The sequence below is a fragment of the Ruegeria sp. AM4 genome, assembly GCF_056540665.1.
This window is the reverse complement of sequence record NZ_JBQFXD010000001.1, coordinates 213205-230104: the sequence shown is the minus strand read 5'-3', so window position 1 is coordinate 230104 and position 16900 is coordinate 213205. Positions and strand designations below refer to the sequence as shown.

At 59.5% G+C, this 16900-nt stretch carries 17 protein-coding genes; 7 read left to right on the top strand and 10 right to left on the bottom strand.

All coding sequences use genetic code 11. The features are described 5' to 3' along the window. Position 1: 1 nt before the first annotated feature. The 3 genes from ACR0JA_RS01140 to ACR0JA_RS01130 all read right to left on the bottom strand — a co-directional run bounded on the left by ACR0JA_RS01140 (position 2) and on the right by ACR0JA_RS01130 (position 4109). Positions 2 to 433: a universal stress protein gene (locus tag ACR0JA_RS01140; RefSeq protein WP_480568773.1), complete on the bottom strand. Its 432-nt coding sequence runs from the start codon at positions 431 to 433 to the stop codon at positions 2 to 4. After that, positions 430 to 3039, bottom strand: a complete 2610-nt coding sequence (locus tag ACR0JA_RS01135) for a TRAP transporter permease (RefSeq protein WP_480568770.1) — start codon at positions 3037 to 3039, stop codon at positions 430 to 432. The genes ACR0JA_RS01140 and ACR0JA_RS01135 overlap by 4 nt, the downstream gene beginning before the upstream one ends. A 101-nt stretch (positions 3040 to 3140) precedes the next feature. Beyond that, on the bottom strand, positions 3141 to 4109 hold the full coding sequence (locus ACR0JA_RS01130; RefSeq protein WP_480568767.1) for a TAXI family TRAP transporter solute-binding subunit: 969 nt from the start codon (positions 4107 to 4109) through the stop codon (positions 3141 to 3143). 400 nt (positions 4110 to 4509) lie between these two features. Between ACR0JA_RS01130 and ACR0JA_RS01125 the strand changes: the two genes are divergently transcribed. After that, on the top strand, positions 4510 to 4857 hold the full coding sequence (locus ACR0JA_RS01125; RefSeq protein ID WP_480568765.1) for a hypothetical protein: 348 nt from the start codon (positions 4510 to 4512) through the stop codon (positions 4855 to 4857). Positions 4858 to 4982: 125 nt separating this feature from the next. Further along, on the top strand, positions 4983 to 5669 hold the full coding sequence (locus ACR0JA_RS01120; RefSeq protein WP_480568762.1) for a M48 family metallopeptidase: 687 nt from the start codon (positions 4983 to 4985) through the stop codon (positions 5667 to 5669). 57 nt (positions 5670 to 5726) lie between these two features. On the opposite strand, the gene ACR0JA_RS01115 is transcribed toward ACR0JA_RS01120, so the two are convergent. The 5 genes from ACR0JA_RS01115 to ACR0JA_RS01095 are packed head-to-tail and all read right to left on the bottom strand — an operon-like array spanning position 5727 to position 10946. Then, on the bottom strand, positions 5727 to 6269 hold the full coding sequence (locus ACR0JA_RS01115) for an RSP_2648 family PIN domain-containing protein (protein WP_480568760.1): 543 nt from the start codon (positions 6267 to 6269) through the stop codon (positions 5727 to 5729). Then, a complete protein-coding gene (locus ACR0JA_RS01110) occupies positions 6266 to 7468 on the bottom strand; it encodes an RSP_2647 family RNA methyltransferase (RefSeq protein WP_480568757.1) in 1203 nt (400 codons plus the stop codon). The genes ACR0JA_RS01115 and ACR0JA_RS01110 overlap by 4 nt, the downstream gene beginning before the upstream one ends. 40 nt (positions 7469 to 7508) lie before the next feature. Next, positions 7509 to 7781 carry a hypothetical protein gene (locus ACR0JA_RS01105; RefSeq protein ID WP_480568754.1) on the bottom strand — a complete coding sequence of 91 codons (273 nt, stop codon included), beginning with the start codon at positions 7779 to 7781 and terminating at the stop codon, positions 7509 to 7511. Then, positions 7768 to 10560 (bottom strand): [protein-PII] uridylyltransferase family protein, encoded by a 2793-nt coding sequence (locus tag ACR0JA_RS01100; protein ID WP_480568751.1) that lies wholly within the window; start codon positions 10558 to 10560, stop codon positions 7768 to 7770. Before ACR0JA_RS01100 ends, ACR0JA_RS01105 begins: the two co-directional genes overlap by 14 nt. Then, entirely contained in the window at positions 10557 to 10946 is a 390-nt protein-coding gene (locus tag ACR0JA_RS01095) for a DUF4440 domain-containing protein (RefSeq protein ID WP_480568748.1), read from the bottom strand. The genes ACR0JA_RS01100 and ACR0JA_RS01095 overlap by 4 nt, the downstream gene beginning before the upstream one ends. A gap of 152 nt (positions 10947 to 11098) precedes the next feature. On the opposite strand from ACR0JA_RS01095, the gene ACR0JA_RS01090 reads away from it, so the two are divergent. The 4 genes from ACR0JA_RS01090 (at position 11099) to ACR0JA_RS01075 (ending at position 13331) form a co-directional block, all read left to right on the top strand. Then, positions 11099 to 11521 carry a DUF2852 domain-containing protein gene (locus ACR0JA_RS01090; RefSeq protein ID WP_480568745.1) on the top strand — a complete coding sequence of 141 codons (423 nt, stop codon included), beginning with the start codon at positions 11099 to 11101 and terminating at the stop codon, positions 11519 to 11521. Positions 11522 to 11590: 69 nt separating this feature from the next. Continuing rightward, positions 11591 to 12022 carry an RDD family protein gene (locus ACR0JA_RS01085; protein WP_480568742.1) on the top strand — a complete coding sequence of 144 codons (432 nt, stop codon included), beginning with the start codon at positions 11591 to 11593 and terminating at the stop codon, positions 12020 to 12022. A 76-nt stretch (positions 12023 to 12098) separates the two neighbouring features. Continuing rightward, positions 12099 to 12923 carry an arginyltransferase gene (locus tag ACR0JA_RS01080; RefSeq protein ID WP_480568739.1) on the top strand — a complete coding sequence of 275 codons (825 nt, stop codon included), beginning with the start codon at positions 12099 to 12101 and terminating at the stop codon, positions 12921 to 12923. 3 nt (positions 12924 to 12926) lie between these two features. Next, positions 12927 to 13331 (top strand): VOC family protein, encoded by a 405-nt coding sequence (locus tag ACR0JA_RS01075; protein WP_480568737.1) that lies wholly within the window; start codon positions 12927 to 12929, stop codon positions 13329 to 13331. 95 nt (positions 13332 to 13426) lie between these two features. On the opposite strand, the gene ACR0JA_RS01070 is transcribed toward ACR0JA_RS01075, so the two are convergent. Together ACR0JA_RS01070 and ACR0JA_RS01065 are read right to left on the bottom strand one after the other, a co-directional pair. Then, positions 13427 to 13816 (bottom strand): bleomycin resistance protein, encoded by a 390-nt coding sequence (locus tag ACR0JA_RS01070; protein ID WP_480568734.1) that lies wholly within the window; start codon positions 13814 to 13816, stop codon positions 13427 to 13429. 45 nt (positions 13817 to 13861) lie between these two features. After that, entirely contained in the window at positions 13862 to 14707 is an 846-nt protein-coding gene (locus tag ACR0JA_RS01065) for a HalD/BesD family halogenase (RefSeq protein ID WP_480568731.1), read from the bottom strand. Between the two features lie 423 nt (positions 14708 to 15130). Between ACR0JA_RS01065 and ACR0JA_RS01060 the strand changes: the two genes are divergently transcribed. Continuing rightward, positions 15131 to 16882 (top strand): acetolactate synthase 3 large subunit, encoded by a 1752-nt coding sequence (locus tag ACR0JA_RS01060; RefSeq protein ID WP_480568728.1) that lies wholly within the window; start codon positions 15131 to 15133, stop codon positions 16880 to 16882. Positions 16883 to 16900: the final 18 nt, after the last annotated feature.

The following is a 16900-nucleotide window of genomic DNA, read 5'->3' as shown; positions in this document are numbered from 1 at the left end:
CCTAGCGCACGACATAGACGGACACGGTCGAATGCCGCACCACCCGGGCGGCATTCGGACCCAGCAAGTAGTCCTTGAAGTCCGGCTTATGCGCCCCGATGACAATCAAATCGCTGCTTGCACCCTCGGCCGTTTTCAGGATCTCCTGATAAGCGGTACCGGTGGCGACAACGTGGCGGACGCTGGCGTTGCGGTCCGCGCCCAAGGTGGCCTCGCACAAAGCAACCAGCTTGTCGTGGGCCTCCTGCATCACCTGTTCGTGGTGATGCGGTTCAAAGAAGCTGCTGACAAATCCTTCTCCGAAGTCGGGCGTGACCGTCACCACATCCAGCCGCGCACCGTCCAGATCGGCCAGCGCCGCAGCGCGCTTAAGTACGCCGACGTCAAGATCACCATTGCTGATATCGACAGCACAAAGTACGGAATTGGTCATGCTGGCACCTCTTGTCTGGCGGCACGGCCGCGTTGCAGGAAGGCGATCAGACCCAGAAGGATCAGTGCCGGGATGTACATCAGCTGTTTGGGCGGCTGGCTGGACGGCAGGCTGACCGAGGTCAGGCGCACGGCGTCGTCGCCATAATAGTCAAAGATGTCCAGATCATCCGCGACCGGCGAACCGAACATCGGTTCTTCCAGCTTGATCAGGCCATCTTCTTCGAGCAACAGAAGACCCATAGCCTCGACACGCGCGGCACCGCCTTCCTCGCTGCCGACCGGCACGACGACCGTGGTGTCCGTCATTTCAAGCGTGTCGAAATCCGGCCCGCTGATGACCATGCGCACTTCGGTTCCCGGTGGCGTCTCGCCAATCGTTTCGACAAAGGCCGCAGGCTCGACCGACGTGAACGGCGGAGAAACGCGGTCCATCAGGTAATCGGGCCTGAACAGGGCAAAGGCCACCAGAATCAGCGCAATGCTTTCGTAGACGCGGCTGTGGGTCAGGAAATAGCCCATGGTTCCCGCCGTGAAGACCAGGATGGCGATCGTCGCGAATATGGCCACGATTATCCCCTCGACCCATGTCACGTCGATGAGCAGAAGGTCGGTGTTGAAGATGAACACAAACGGCAGCGCAACGGTCCGCAACGAGTAGAAGAACGCGGTGAACCCTGTCTTGATTGCGTCCCCGCCCGACACGGCCGCAGCGGCGAAACTCGCCAGACCCACGGGAGGTGTCACATCCGCCATGATGCCGAAATAGAAGACGAACAGGTGCACCGCGATCAGCGGCACGATCAACCCGCTTTGCGCGCCCAGTTCCACGACCACACCAGCCATCAGCGAGCTGACGACGATGTAGTTCGCAGTGGTCGGAAGGCCCATGCCAAGGATCAGGCTGAGCAGGCCAACCATTATCAGCATCAGGATCAGGTTGCCGCCCGACAGGAACTCAACAAGATCCGCCATCACTTGTCCAACACCGGTCAGGGTCACGGTGCCAACGATCACACCCGCCGTCGCCGTGGCCAGAGCGATCCCGATCATGTTGCGCGCGCCGTCGATCAGGCCTTGCCACAGATCAGCAACGCCGTCGATGAAGGTGTTGTACAGATTGCTCTGCCCCCGGAACATCGCCTTGAGCGGTTTCTGCGTCAGCAGGATCACAAACAGCAGCGCCGTGGCCCAGAAGGCCGAAAGGCCCGGTGACTTCTGTTCGATCATCAGGAAGTAGACCAGCACGATGATCGGCAGCAGGTAATGCAGGCCTGCCTTGTAGATATCGGCGATGACCGGCAGTTGCACCTCTTTGGCGTTTGGATCGTCAGGTTCCAGATCCGGCACCTGTGCGGCCAAATAGAGCAGAGCAACGTAAACCGCGCAGACGATCAGGCTAAGGACCAGACCCGCTGCAGACGGCACCCATGCGGTCACTGCATCGACCGGGAATTGCGAGCCGTAGCACAGACCGGCAAAAACCAGGAAGAAAGACAGCATCCCGACAACGGTGCGCGCCAGATGCACGTCGCGGTCGCCCAGCGTCGGCATATTCCGCTTCACCGCCTCAAGATGCACGATATAGACCAGCGCGATGTAGGAAATCGCTGCAGGCAGGAAGGCGTGGGTGATCACCTCGACGTAAGAGATGCCCACATATTCCACCATCAGGAAGGCCGCAGCCCCCATCACGGGTGGCATGATTTGACCGTTCACGGATGAGGCAACCTCGACCGAGCCCGCCTGTTCGCTGGAAAAGCCCACGCGTTTCATCAGCGGAATGGTGAATGTCCCGGTCGTCACAACATTGGCGATGGAGGAACCCGAGATCAGGCCGGTTGCCGCAGAACCCACAACGGCCGCTTTGGCCGGGCCACCACGCAGATGGCCAAGCGCGCCGAACGCCATTTTGATAAAGTAGTTCCCTGCCCCGGCCTTATCCAACAAGGCCCCGAACAGAACGAACAGGAAGACGAATTTGGTGGAAACACCCAAGGCGATGCCGAACACGCCCTCGGACGTGATCCACATATGGCTCATGGCCTTTTTCAGACTTGCGCCCTTCCAGCGGATAACCTCGGGGACCCATTCCGACGAGCCGAAGAACACGTAGGCCAGAAAGATTGTCGCGATGATCGCCATCGCCGGGCCAAGCGCACGACGCGCGGCCTCAAACAGCAGAAGCAATCCGACCAGAGCGACCCACTTATCTGTGTCATCGGCCAAACCGCCTGCGTCGACGATCTTGTTGTAGAAGAAGTATCCATAAAGCGCGACGAAGGTGCCCAGCAGACCCATGATCCAGTCCTGGATCGGGATATAGTCCCGCGGGCTGGATTTAAGCGCCGGATAGGCGGCAAAGGCCAGAAACATGGCAAAGGCCAGATGGAATTGCCGTGCGTTGTTCACCACGCTGCCCGGCAACACATAGTTGGCCAGCGGCGAGGCCAGAACCACTTGGAAAATCGACCAGATCGCCGCTACGACGGCCAGAAAAATTCCGACATTGCCGACCGGATTGCGCCCGCCCGCATCGGATGAGGCGACCAGATCCTGTAGCTCTTCTTCGGATAGCGGACGATTGGATTGCGTTTCGGAACTCATGAAAAGTCTCCCCGTCGCGGCCTTTTTGGCCTTCTAGATCACCCGATTTGTTCGGGTTTGGGTGGCAGGGCGCCCAATGGGCACCCTGCTTTAAGTCTGGCTTACTGAATCCAGCCTTTTTCTTTGTAGTACTTCTCGGCACCCGGATGCAGCGGGGCCGACAGACCGTCGGCGATCATTTCCTCGGGCTTGAGGTTGGCGAAGGCCGGGTGCAGCTTTTTAAAGTCGTCGAAGTTCTCGAAGACCGAGCTGACAACCGCATAAACCGCGTCTTCCGACACGTCCGACGAGGTCACGAATGTCGCGCCCACACCAAAGGTTGCAGTGTCGCCATCCGAACCACGGTACATGCCGCCGGGAATGGTCGCGGTGCGGTAGAACGAGTTGTCGTCGACCAGTTTGCTGACCGCGTCGCCGCTGACATTCACCAGAACCGAGTCACAGGCGGTTGTGGCCTCCTGGATCGAGCCCGAAGGGTGACCAACGGTGTAGACCATCGCATCGATCTGGTTGTCGCACAGAGCTGCGGACTGTTCTGCCGCTTTCAGCTCGGTCGCCAGTTCGAAATCATCGGTGGTCCAGCCCATTTCGCCCAGAAGAACTTCCATGGTGCCGCGCTGACCGGAACCGGGGTTGCCGATGTTTACGCGTTTGCCCTTCAGGTCCTCGAAGTTGGCGATGCCAGAATCGGCACGAGCCACAACGGTGAACGGTTCGGGGTGAACCGAGAAGACGGCGCGCAGATTTTCGAACGGACCAGCCTCTTCGAATTTCGAGCTGCCGTTATAGGCGTGGTACTGCCAGTCGGACTGGGCCACACCGAACTCCAGCTCGCCTTCGCGGATGGTGTTGATGTTGTAGACAGATCCGCCGGTCGATTCGACCGAGCAGCGCACGCCATGTTCCTTGCGCCCCTTGTTCACCAGACGGCAGATTGCACCGCCGGTCGGGTAATACACGCCGGTGACACCGCCGGTGCCAATGGTGATGAACTCTTCGGCATAGGCTGCCGGCGCCATCATGGCCGCGGTCACAAATGCGCCGAGGCTGAGCTTGCTGCTGTTTTTCATCTAAGAACTCCCAAGTTTTATTTTGGGGGAGATGGATTCACGTCATCTGCACATAACCCCGGCCATACGCCGGTTTCCCCCGACGGTTTGCCTTGCAGAAGGTGCAGTTACTTGATTTTTCCAATGTCTCCCAACGTTTCCGAGGTTTCATTCAGACACTATCGTTGTCAACCCCCGGTCTCGGATCATATGAGCCAATCCGCATATATGACAGGAATTGAGGAAGTTTCCCCGTCAATTCCGGGATTGACGTGCGCGGGCTTGCCGCCATGCAGTGACCCAATCCCGGCCCCAATCTGGTCGTAATTGCCCGATACGCGCCATCCGAAGAACGAATAACCAACCCTGTTCGCGCACCGGACAGACCACATCCCCAACATAAAACACTTCGGAAGGTTCCATGCTGCTGCACCGCCTCATTCCTCTTGCCCTTTTGACATTTGCTCCGCAGGCAGCGCTTGCCAATACACCGCTGGGACAGGACGATTTCGTCGTCAATTGCGTTTCGGACATTGATGGCAGCGAGGTAACGCTGACCCGGACAGGCGGCGCGGACAAAGGAACCATTGCGACCTCCACCGTCGACGGCGAAGCGGATATCTATCCGGCCGGGGACTCGATGACATATGTGCTGATCAAGGATCAGACCGTTGTGACTTTTGTGATGAATTACGAAAGCCTCAAATACAACATGATGGTTAAGGGCACCACGCAAACCAACGACCGGGGCATCTGTTCGACCGACTGAAATATCCCGGTCTCAACCGGGTCAGAATGAACAGACGCCAGCAATTCGGTCCTCTGCACATTGAGGGTGGCAATAACGGCTGCCACCCGACTTGCGATTTGTGCGGAATCGACCATATCTAACATATGCTTCGCATCACCCCGATCCTGCTGGCCGTCCTCTATGCCATTGCGATGTACCGGATTTCGGTCTGGCGCACCCATCGCGAGTTGGATGCCAAATCGACCGAACTGGCCGATCCGGCGCTAAAACGCATGACCGACCGGCTGGCGGCAGCGCTGGAAATCGACCGCGTGCCGGTCTACATCTACGAGATCGACCCGGTGAACGGGTTGGCCGCACCAGACGGGCGGATTTTCATTACGCGCGGGTTCTACCGGAAGTTTGCAAATGGAGAGGTCTCGGCCGAGGAAATGGCCAGTGTCATTGCGCATGAGCTGGGGCATGTGGCCCTTGGACATGCGCGGCGTCGAATGATCGATTTTTCGGGGCAGAATGCCCTGCGGGCGGCGCTGATGATGCTGCTGAACCGGTTCATTCCGTTTATCGGCGCCTGGATCGCCAATATGCTGACACACCTGCTGGCCTCGCGCCTGTCACGCGGCGATGAGTACGAGGCGGATGAATACGCCGCTGCATTGTTGACCAAGGCCGGAATCGGCATCGGGCCGCAGAAATCCCTGTTTCACAAGCTGGAAGATCTGACGCAACAGCGCGCGGGTGTTGTTCCCGCCTGGTTGATGAGCCACCCGAAGACGGATGAGCGTATTGCGGCGCTGGAAACGCTCGAGCAGCGTTGGAAGCAGGGGTGAGCGTAGGTCAGCCTCGCACGCTCTCCGGAAAATTATAGCCAGACGAAATGGAACCCGTCAGACGCTCAGGGCTTTGCCTAGGCGTGGCAGACGGGCTTTTTTCATCAGGCTGCGCAGGGTCCACTGGTCGCCGGACAGGCGGTTGGCCTCAGACAGAACACCTTCGGCTAGTTGAGTCATTCCGTCTGAATCATCGACAAAGAACCCGTGCAGCAAGGTATCGGGATCGCGTCGTTCCAGCCCTTCTTCCGCCAGAATGTTCCTTGGAAAGTCTTTTGCGTTGACCGTGACGATCACATCCGCCGAGCACGCCACGGCAGTTGCGAGCACGTGGATATCCGCGGCATCGGGCAGCCAGAGGCGGTGTTCCAACCCCGGCGGCGCTGGACGCTCGGCACCGGGCCACTGAGCTTGTGTCAGGGCGATTTCGGCGCGCGCCTGCGCCTCGCCCGCGGGGCCAAGCTTGCGGGCGGCGCGCGCCCATTCCTCGAGGATGCGTGGGGACCAGAAGGGCGTGAAATGGCCGAGTTTCGCCGCGCCAAGCAGCATTTCCCGCATTACGGTGGGATAGATGACGCAGGTATCCAGAACCGCCTTCACAGCCGGTAGAACACAGCTTTGAGGTAACCGCTTTCGGCCAATTGCGGCAGTTGTGGGTGATCTGGCCCGGCGATTCCGGTGTGGATCATCTGTGCGCGACGCCCGGCCCGTCCGATCCCGCGCGCAGATGCATCGCGAAAACGGCCGAGATCAGCGGCGTGCGAGCATGAGCAGAGACCCAGATAGCCGCCTGGTTTGACCATAGGCGCGGCCAGACGGGCAATACGTTCGTAGGCGCGCAGACCAGCATCGAGTGCTTGTTTCGATGGGGCAAAGGCAGGCGGATCGCAGATGACCACGTCAAACTGCGCGCCCTCGTCGTTCAGTTGGGTCAGCACCTCGAAAGCATCGCCGTGCCGGGTTTGAAAGCGGTCATCGGACCCCGACGCCACCGCCCCTTGCGCCGCCAGATCCAGAGCGGCAGCAGAGCCATCCACAGCAAGGGCTTGCCCTGCGCCACCAGCCAGCATCGCCAGGCCGAAACCGCCAACATGACTGAACACATCCAAAACCTGCGCGCCCGGTTGCACCAAGCGTGCGGCAAAGGCGTGGTTCGGACGTTGGTCGTAGAACAGACCGGTCTTTTGACCGCCGGTCAGATCGGCCATGTAAGTTGCGCCATTCATGGGGACCGGCACCGGTGCATCGGGTGTCGTGCCGCGCAAAGTCAGGCTGACATCATCCAACCCCTCCAGCCCGCGCGTGCGGCCTGAGGCATTTTTCAACACTGTCGTCACGCCGGTCACCTTGATCAGAGCATCGGTCAGAGTCTCAAGATGTTGTTCGGCCCACGCCGCGTTGGGCTGGATCACGCAAACCGCGCCAAAGCGATCAATGATGACGCCGGGAAATCCGTCGGCCTCGGCGTGGATCAGGCGGTAATACGGCGCGTCGAACAGTTGCGCGCGCATATCGAGCGCGCGGCGCAGACGTGTTTCGAACCATTCTGGGTTCAAGTCGGCGTTCAGATCACGGTCCAGCACCCGGCACATGATTTTTGAATTCGGATTGACCGCAACCAAAGCTATCGGGCTGCGCTTGTCATCCTCAAGCACCGCCAGAGCGCCCGGTTCAATCTTGCGCGTGCGGCGGTCGGTGACGATGTCATTGGCGTAGACCCACGGGAAACCATGACGCAGGCCGCGCGCATTGGCTTTGGGTTTCAGGCGGATGCGGGGGCGGTCGGCGGTCTGGGTCATTGCGCCCTCATAGTCGCGAACGCGCGCCGGGGAAAGCCCCCTACCGCGCCCGGCCGCGCCAGCCGCCGCGTCGTTTCGGAGCCTGCGCAGTTTCCAACCCTTCGCGCAGCACCTGCGTCATCGGGTGATCGGCATGTTCGGTCGCATATAACGCGTGCAATACCGCAAGTGCCTTTTGCTGATCGCGGTCGGGTGGAAACCCAAGCGCCCAGTCCAGAAAGATGCTGCGGCATTCGGGCAAGGCGATACCCTCGATGCGATAGGCCTCGCGGATCAGCCCTTTGGGATCGTTTGGATCATCACTGCGCGCCATCTTTGCCCTCTTCGACTACCGCCTGGATCAGCGCGGCGGCGGTTGTGTATGTGTCCGCCAAAGCGGCCTGAAGGTCGTGAACCTGATCGAACCCGGTCGCGCGACACAAGAATGCCGCGCCCCCCTCGCCGATCCGGTCCGACTCGATCGCGTTGCCGGACAACAGCCGCGTCGCGCATTGTACCGACCAGCATAGATCGTAGCATTCTTTCAGAGTCTGCCCTTGCGCGACATCCAGCAGACCAGCAGCGACAGCACCGTCGAGACCGGAATGGACGTCGCGCTGCGCTGTTCCCGACAGCAATGCACCGGTTTCGGCGATCAGTTCGATATCCATCATCCGCCCCGGTCCGTTCTTGGCGTCCCAGATGCCCGCAGGGGATTTGGCGGCGGCGAGCCTGTCGCGCATTTCAGCCACTTCTTGCAGGACCTTGCGGTGATCGCGTGGGCGCGACAGGAACTCGGCACGGAAGCTCTCAATATCCGTGGCCAGCCCGGGATCACCGGCAACCACATGCGCGCGGGTAAGGGCCAGATGCTCCCAGACCCATGCTTCGTTCTGCTGATAATTGACGAAGCTGGCCCAGCTTGTGGCGACGGGCCCCTGATTTCCGGATGGGCGCAGACGCATGTCGACCTCGTACAGCCGCCCTTGCGACATCGGCGCGGACAACGCCGTGATCAGCGCCTGCGTGAAGCGGGCATAATATGTCCGTGTGGCCAGCGGGCGCGGCCCGTCCGACATGTCCTGATCCAATGGGTCATAGATCACGATCATGTCGAGATCGGATTGCGAGTTTATCCGCGCGGCCCCAAGCGAGCCCATGCCAAGGACAGTCGCCCCGCGCCCGGGTGCAGGCCCGTGCTTGTTGGCGAATTGCGCGGCGACGATGGGCAGAATGGCGGCGATGACCGCGCGTGCCAGATCGGCGTATTGCTGACCTGCCTGCGCACCGTCGATCAGCCCGCGCAGGTGGTGAACACCAACGCGAAAGTGCCATTCCTTGCACCACCGCCGCGCCAGATCGAGTTGTGATTCATAGTCTCTTTCAGCCGCCAGCAACCCGGTCAGTTCTTCTTGCAACGCCCCTTGGCCGGGCCAGTCGAGAAAGAAACTGCCACCGATCACCGCGTCAAACACCGAAGCGTTGCGCGACAGATGCGAGGCCAGCGCGTGCGAGGTCCCGACAATGTCGATCAGCAGGTCGATCAATTGGCGATTGGCCTCGAACAGCGAAAACACCTGAACACCGGCAGGCAGCCCGGCCAGAAAACCGTCGAGGGCCAGAAGCGCCTCGGCGGGTTGCGCTGTCTTGGCCAGCCGGGTCAGCAATTCTGGTCGCAGGCGTTCAAAAATGCGACGGGCGCGCTGCGAGCGCAGCGCGGGATAGGTGGGCCAGCGGGCCAGCACGCTTTGGTCAAATTCGACCTCGTCTGTTGCAGGTGTCGGCGCGCTTTGACCCGGCGCAAAGAAACCCTCGGTCAGTTCATGGACTTCGGTCAGCCGATGGGTCAGGTCGGCGGTCAGCTCTTCTCGGCTGATCCCCATCAGACATGCGACGCGCTCGATTCCGTCGTCGGAGTTCGGAACCTTGTGGGTCTGCGCATCGTGCACCATCTGGATGCGGTGCTCGACATCGCGGTGCGCACGGTAATGATCGGTCAGCTTTTCGGCCACATCCTGCGGCACCCAGCCTTTTGCGGCCAGCGCTGCAAGACCCGGGACAGTTCCGCGTACGCGCAGATCAGGATCGCGACCGCCCGCGATCAATTGCCGGGTCTGGGTGAAGAACTCGATCTCTCGGATGCCACCCTGCCCCAGCTTCATGTCGTGCCCGGGGATCACCAGCGCGCCACCGGTACCTTTGTTTTCGCGAATGCGCAGACGCATGTCGTGGGCATCCTGAATGGCGGCAAAATCCAGATGGCGACGCCAGACAAACGGGCGCAGGGTTTCCAGAAACCTGTCACCCGCAGCCATATCGCCGGCGCAGGGGCGCGCCTTGATATAAGCCGCGCGTTCCCAGGTTCGTCCAAGGCTTTCATAATATCGCTCGGCGGCTTCCATTGCCATGCACACCGGGGTCACCGCCGGATCAGGCCGCAGGCGCAGATCGGTGCGAAACACATAACCATCTGCCGTCTTGTCGCTGAGCGTGGCGCAGAAGTTCCGCGTTGCCCGTACCATCCCATGCCGCGCATCATAGAAGTCATCCGGATCGAACCGGGTTTCGTCGAACAGCACGATCAGATCAATATCCGAGCTATAGTTCAGCTCATGCGCGCCCATCTTACCCATTGCCAGAATGACCATACCGGCGGCGGTTTCGACGTCATCGGGCGTCATTCCCGGCAACTTGCCGCGCCGGATCAGGGCCGCAATTTCGGACTTTGCCGCAACATCCGCAGCCAAAGCGCCAAAATCGGTCAACGCCGCAGTAACCTTTTCCAGGGGCCAGGCGCCTGCCAGATCCGCGAGCGCAGTCAACAACGCCACGCGCCGCTTTGCCACCCGAAGCCCCGGCTTCAACTGATCCGGCGGCAGGTCGCGCGCGGCGGCCATCATGTCGAAAAGGGCCTGATCCGGGTTGTGCAGCGCCGTTGGCAGCCAATCCGACTCGCGCTCGATCAACCCCTTCAGATAGGGGCTGGACCCCGCCGTGCCCGCAATCAGATCGGCCTGCTCGGGCGTCACATCACCGACCAGTCCGCGGGTTTCCTCGCCCAGCGCCGTGTCATAAGCGCGCGGCAAACGCTGAATCGACAGAGGCGCGGTCATTGGCGATCCAACGGAGTATCCTGGCTGAAACTGTTCACCCAGACATCGTGTCGCCGCTCCCATAGCGACGAAATCAACATCGTCTCTGTCATCTCAGAGCTCGGTCGCTGATAGTCGGCCCGGTAGGACAGCAGCACGATATCTGGCGTCAGCACACGCAGTTGGGTTTCGCTCAGTTCAAACCGCGCCATGGTCGGCGCATCGGCAAACTGGCCCACATGATCGTCGCGATTGGCAAACCCGCTGGGATAGACACCCAGAAAATCCGCGCTCAGCAATGCGCGATCCGCCTGCGCGTCGCGATCGACCAAAGCGGCCCAGACCCTCTTTTCCAACGCAAGGATTTCAGCAAGTGAGGGGGCGGTTTTTCGTTCCGTGACAGACATTTTGGCAAATTGCTCTGTTACCCTGGCAACGTCAACCGGACAGGTCTTTCTACAAAATGTAAATCTTTTTCACATTGACCCCTTGCAACCCCATTCTCCCCGCCCCATCTAGGGAATGTAAACAGTTTTTACATCAACCCGGAGACCACAACATGACCGCATTATCCGAACCCGCCGTCCCCGAAAATCCGGGATGGCTTTACCGCGCCGAAGCCTGGCTGGACAGCAAGGGCAAAGGGGCCTGGATCGCTGCCATGGTCCTTGGCTTTATCTTTTTCTGGCCCATCGGCCTGGCCTTTCTTGCCTACATGATCTGGAGCAAATGTATGTTCAGCAAATCCTGCGGCCGCCGCAAATCCTGGAACAGCCACATGAGCGCAATGAAACCGTCGGGCAACAGCGCCTTTGACGCCTACAAGGCCGATACACTGGCCCGGCTCGAGCGTGAGCAGAAGGACTTCGAAGCCTTCCTGCGCCGCCTGCGTGATGCAAAGGACAAGGCCGAGTTCGACCAGTTCATGGACGAACGCGCCCGCGATAACCACGACGATGCGGAAAACGGCGAACGCGCCTGATCCAGACTTGCCCTGTCCCGCATTTCGGGACAGGGTTCTTCCCAAGATTACCACCCGGAAAACCTGAAAATGACCCACCTGCCCGACCCAGACAGTCAGCCAGAATTCTATCAATCCGTCGCAACCAAAAGGTTCGTCGCGTGGCTGTTTGACATCGCCTTCATCTCGCTGCTCTGCACCGTCGCCATTCTGTTGACCTTTGGCATGGGCTTCTTCATCCTCGCGCTGATCTACGCCGTCGTCAGCTTTGTTTATCGCGTGGTGACCATCGCAAATGGCTCGGCGACACTGGGCATGCGCTTCATGGGTATCGAGCTGCGGGATTCGTTCGGCGAACGCATGGACATGGGCAAAGCCGTGGCGCACACAGCCGGTTACTTTGTCAGCATGGCCTTTCCGGTTCTCCAGATCATCTCGGTCGTCATGATGCTGACCAGCGCCCGGTGTCAGGGCCTGACCGACGCCTTTCTGGGCACGGTCATGATGAACAGACGTGCCTGACACCAAGATCGCGTGAAACACTTGGCGGGTCCTGAAACCGTTGCTATCATCACGCCACGGGAAACACAGGACCTTCATGCGACACACGCTGCCTATCGCGCCACAATTCTATGTGACGGCACCCCAGCCCTGCCCTTATCTTGAGGGCAGGATGGAGCGTAAGCTGTTCACCGCCTTGCAGGGTGAAGGCGCAGATCAGCTAAACAACAGCCTGTCCCAGCAGGGGTTCCGTCGCTCGCAAAACGTTCTTTATCGCCCCTCTTGCACCGATTGCGCCGCCTGCCTGTCGGCACGTATCGACGTCGCCGCGTTTCGACCGGGCAAAAGCCAGAAACGCGTGTTGCGGCGTAACAGCTATCTCAAACGCCGGGCCACATCGCCCTGGGCCACGGACGAACAGTTCGATCTGTTCCGCAAATATCTGGACGCGCGCCACGCGGATGGCGGCATGGCCGACATGGACGTGTTCGAATTCGCCGCGATGATCGAGGAAACCCCGATCCGCAGCCGCGTCGTGGAATATGCCGATCCCGAAACCGACACGCTGATTGCCGTCAGCCTGACAGACGTTCTGGATGACGGACTCAGCATGGTCTACTCGTTCTACGACCCACTCAAACAGCAGGACTCGCTGGGGACCTACATGATCCTTGATCATATCGAGATCGCGCGTGAGGCTGGCCTGCCCTATGTCTATCTGGGCTATTGGGTCCCCGGCAGCCCCAAGATGGGTTACAAGGCCAAGTTTTCGGGATTTCAAGTCTATTTGGGGGGATCGTGGCAAGCCGTCAAAGACCCAAGCAAGTTTGGTGACGCCGGGCATCACCCGCTGTCTTCGCCGCCTATTGCCGAACAGGTCGCCAATATTCAACTGCCTGACCGTCACCCGACCAAGGGCTAAGGTATGCGGCAATCCCTTCACGCGGTGACGCTGGTCGTTCCCGACTATGACGCGGCCATTTCTTTCTATACTCAGGTTCTAAGCTTTGATTTGCTTCAGGACATCGATCTGGGCGCGGGCAAGCGCTGGGTGCGCGTTGCACCGCCGGGGTCCACTGGCGGCTCGCTTCTCTTGGCACAAGCGGTCGGCGAGCAACAATCCACTGCGATCGGCAACCAGACCGGCGGACGCGTCGGCTTCTTTCTCGAGACCGACGACTTCAATCGCGACCACGCGGCGATGCTGTCTGCCGGTGTGGAATTCGAGGAACCACCCCGACACGAACCCTACGGAACCGTCGCGGTATGGCGAGATCCGTTTGGAAATCGCTGGGACCTGATCGAATTCACGGTCTCCAAAAGCGCGTAGTCGACAAACCCAATCCTGACCGCAGCGCGGCACGCGCTGCCCGGCCCAACCGGCGGAGATGCGCCGCAAGGCGTGTCGACAACGGGCGGGAGTGCTCACCCATTGGCGCGCGGGCTGATGTCCTGGCCGAAAAACACCAGCGTTCCATCCTCGTCGATCACGTGGAACTCACGCTGTTGGTAGGGCTGATCAAAGGGCGGACGCACCCGCCCTTCGGGCAGATCCGACAAGCGCGGTGCCAACGCCGCAAATAGGTCATCAATGTCCTGAACATCGACGTAGAACGACTGATCGTCACCCAATGGTCGCCCGTCCGGGCGCGGTGGGCATTCCAGCAGACGTATCGCAATCGGCCCGTTGGACAGATAGGCATAGTTGTCCTGCGTGAACCCGCAGGTAAATCCCAACCGGTCACAGTAGAACGCGATCTGATTCCGCAGGGACGAGCACAAAACAAAAGGTGTGAGCTGCAATATTTTGGCCATCTGAACCTCCTGAATTCAATGAGGTCCAACATACCGCGTCCTGCCTCAGTCCAACAGTTGGTCTTTCCGGTTCCCTTCGCGCTCATAATGATGGGGCAGCACCCGGCCATACAGCTGGCGGGTGCGCTCGACCCCTCCGCACATGCCTTCGGCCTCGACGAACGAGAATATGCCAACATAGCGCTTGCGCGCGCCTTCTACCGGGGCGACCCGATGCAAGGCATAGCGCCCTTTGAAGATCTGCAGATCGCCCGGCTGCAAATCCAATTGCCGAACATCGCTCATGTCACCGTCCAAAATCGAGGCGACCGCGCCAAAGTTCTCCTCTTCAGGCGTGCGCAGGTTGGGAACATACTGAAAAGCTCCTCCGTCCTCGCCGTTCTGAATGGCCAGAGTTACGGTGTAATTGTTGGTATCGAAATGCCAGGGAAACCCCTGCCCTTCCTCAACGACATTGATGATGACGTCCGCCAATGGGTCATCGTAGCGAAAGAACCGCTCGGCCGGTTCACCCAGCGCTGCGCGAATGAAGGGCATGAATGACGGGTCTTCGTAAATCCGGCGCAGCGGTCCCGATCTTTTGAAATTGTCGGCAGGAACAAATGCGTTCGAGCGGTCATAGAACCTGCGGATCGGGTGACCGATCCCGAAACGCGGATCGTCCTTTGTGAAATAGGCGTTGGTGCGATTGAACGACCGATGTGCGTTGCCTGCGACCGCGTCAGCCTCGGCCAGTATTTTCTCGATCCCCTTGTCATGGACAAAACCGGTCAGAACCGCGCAGCCCTCTTCGTTCAGGTCGCGCTGAAGATCCCTGATCAGTTGCGCGTAGGCCCATGAATCCGGGCGATCAATCGGATACCGTCCAACGTCAATCAGATCGTGCAACATGATCCGACCCTCCCTTTTACCGCTATCAGCTCCACCCTGTCGCAGCCAAAGGCACCGATCATGCCCGTTTCAGACATCGGCCTGACGCTTTTTGACCTGAAAATTCGCGTCTTTCCCGGCCATCCTTGAAGAGATTTCCTGAAAATTCCCGCCATGCGGCATTTCGCGCAATAAAATTTCGAAAAAAACGTCTTCTCGGTTACGAAATTGGTTCAATTGCCTGTTGACGCCCCTTTCCCCCGCTCATAATGTCGCTGCAACGCAAAAAAGGAGCCTCTGGCGATGAAAGCGCTAGTCGTAATCGTGGGAACAACGCGCATGGGCCGGTAACGGAAAACCATACTCGAACCCATGCGCCTCCGAAAAGTCGGGGGCTTTTTTTATGCGGAACGCAAGACACATGTCGCGAACGGAGCAAAGCAGATGACACGTGAGATGACCGGCGCAAAGATGGTGGTTCAGGCCCTCAAGGATCAGGGTGTGGACACGGTATTCGGATATCCCGGCGGCGCCGTCCTACCGATCTATGATGAGATCTTTCTGCAAAACGACATTCGCCACATTCTGGTGCGGCACGAACAGGGCGCAGTTCACGCTGCCGAAGGGTATGCCCGGTCGACCGGCAAACCCGGTGTTGCGCTTGTGACCTCTGGCCCCGGCGCGACAAACGCTGTGACCGGCCTGACCGACGCATTGCTCGACTCGATCCCGATTGTGGTTCTGACTGGCCAGGTTCCAACCTTCATGATCGGTTCGGACGCCTTTCAGGAGGCCGATACCGTTGGCATCACCCGCCCCTGCACCAAGCACAACTGGCTGGTGAAGGACACGGATTCGCTGTCTGAAACCATGCATGAGGCGTTCCATGTCGCAACTTCGGGCCGCCCGGGTCCGGTTTTGGTCGACATTCCCAAAGACGTGCAGTTTGCGAATGGTGAATACAAGGCACCCAAACCGTCGACCTCGCATTACCAGCCCACGCTGAAAGGCGATCTGGAAGAGATCACAGAACTGGTCGCAGCGATGGAAACCGCCAAGAAACCGGTTTTCTACACCGGTGGCGGCGTCATCAATTCGGGCCCTGCCGCCAGCCAGCTTCTGCGTGAGCTGGTGGACGCAACGGGCTTTCCGATCACCTCGACCCTGATGGGATTGGGTGCCTATCCTGCCTCGGGCGAGAACTGGTTGGGCATGCTGGGCATGCATGGTCTCTATGAGGCCAACCTGGCGATGCATGACTGCGATCTGATGATCAATATCGGCGCCCGGTTCGACGACCGGATCACCGGTCGCATCGACGCCTTCTCGCCCAATTCGAAGAAGGCGCATATCGACATCGATCCGTCCTCGATCAACAAGGTCATCCGCGTGGATATTCCGATTGTCGGCGACGTTGCCCATGTGCTTGAGGACATTCTGAAGGTCTGGAAAGCGCGCGGGCGCAAGACCGATGCTGCAAATGTGAAGCAGTGGCAGGCGCAGATCGCCGAATGGCGCAAGGTCAACTGCCTTGCTTTCACCAACAGCGAAAAGTCGATCAAACCGCAATACGCGATGCAACGTCTTGAAGAACTGACGAAAAAGCACGACCGCTATATCACGACCGAAGTCGGTCAGCACCAGATGTGGGCCGCCCAGTATCTTGGGTTCGAGGACCCCAACCGCTGGATGACGTCGGGCGGACTGGGCACCATGGGGTACGGCTTCCCTGCTTCGATCGGCGTTCAGATGGCGCACCCGGACGCGCTGGTGATCAACGTGGCGGGTGAGGCATCCTGGCTGATGAACATGCAAGAGATGGGCACCGCGGTACAGTATCGCCTGCCGGTCAAGCAATTCATCCTCAACAACGAACGTCTTGGCATGGTTCGCCAATGGCAGGAACTGCTGCATGGCGAGCGGTATTCGCATTCCTGGTCCGAAGCCCTGCCCGATTTCGTCAAGCTGGCCGAGGCATTCGGAGCCAAGGGCATCATGATCAGCGATCCGGCCGACCTGGACGACGCGATCATCGAGATGATCAATTATGACGGTCCGGTGATCTTTGATTGTCTGGTCGAAAAGCACGAGAATTGCTTCCCCATGATCCCGTCGGGCAAAGCCCATAACGAGATGCTGCTGGGTGAGGCTGAAACACAGGGCGTGATCGACTCGAAAGGGTCGGTTCTAGTTTAACTTCTTGGTGCAAGACTC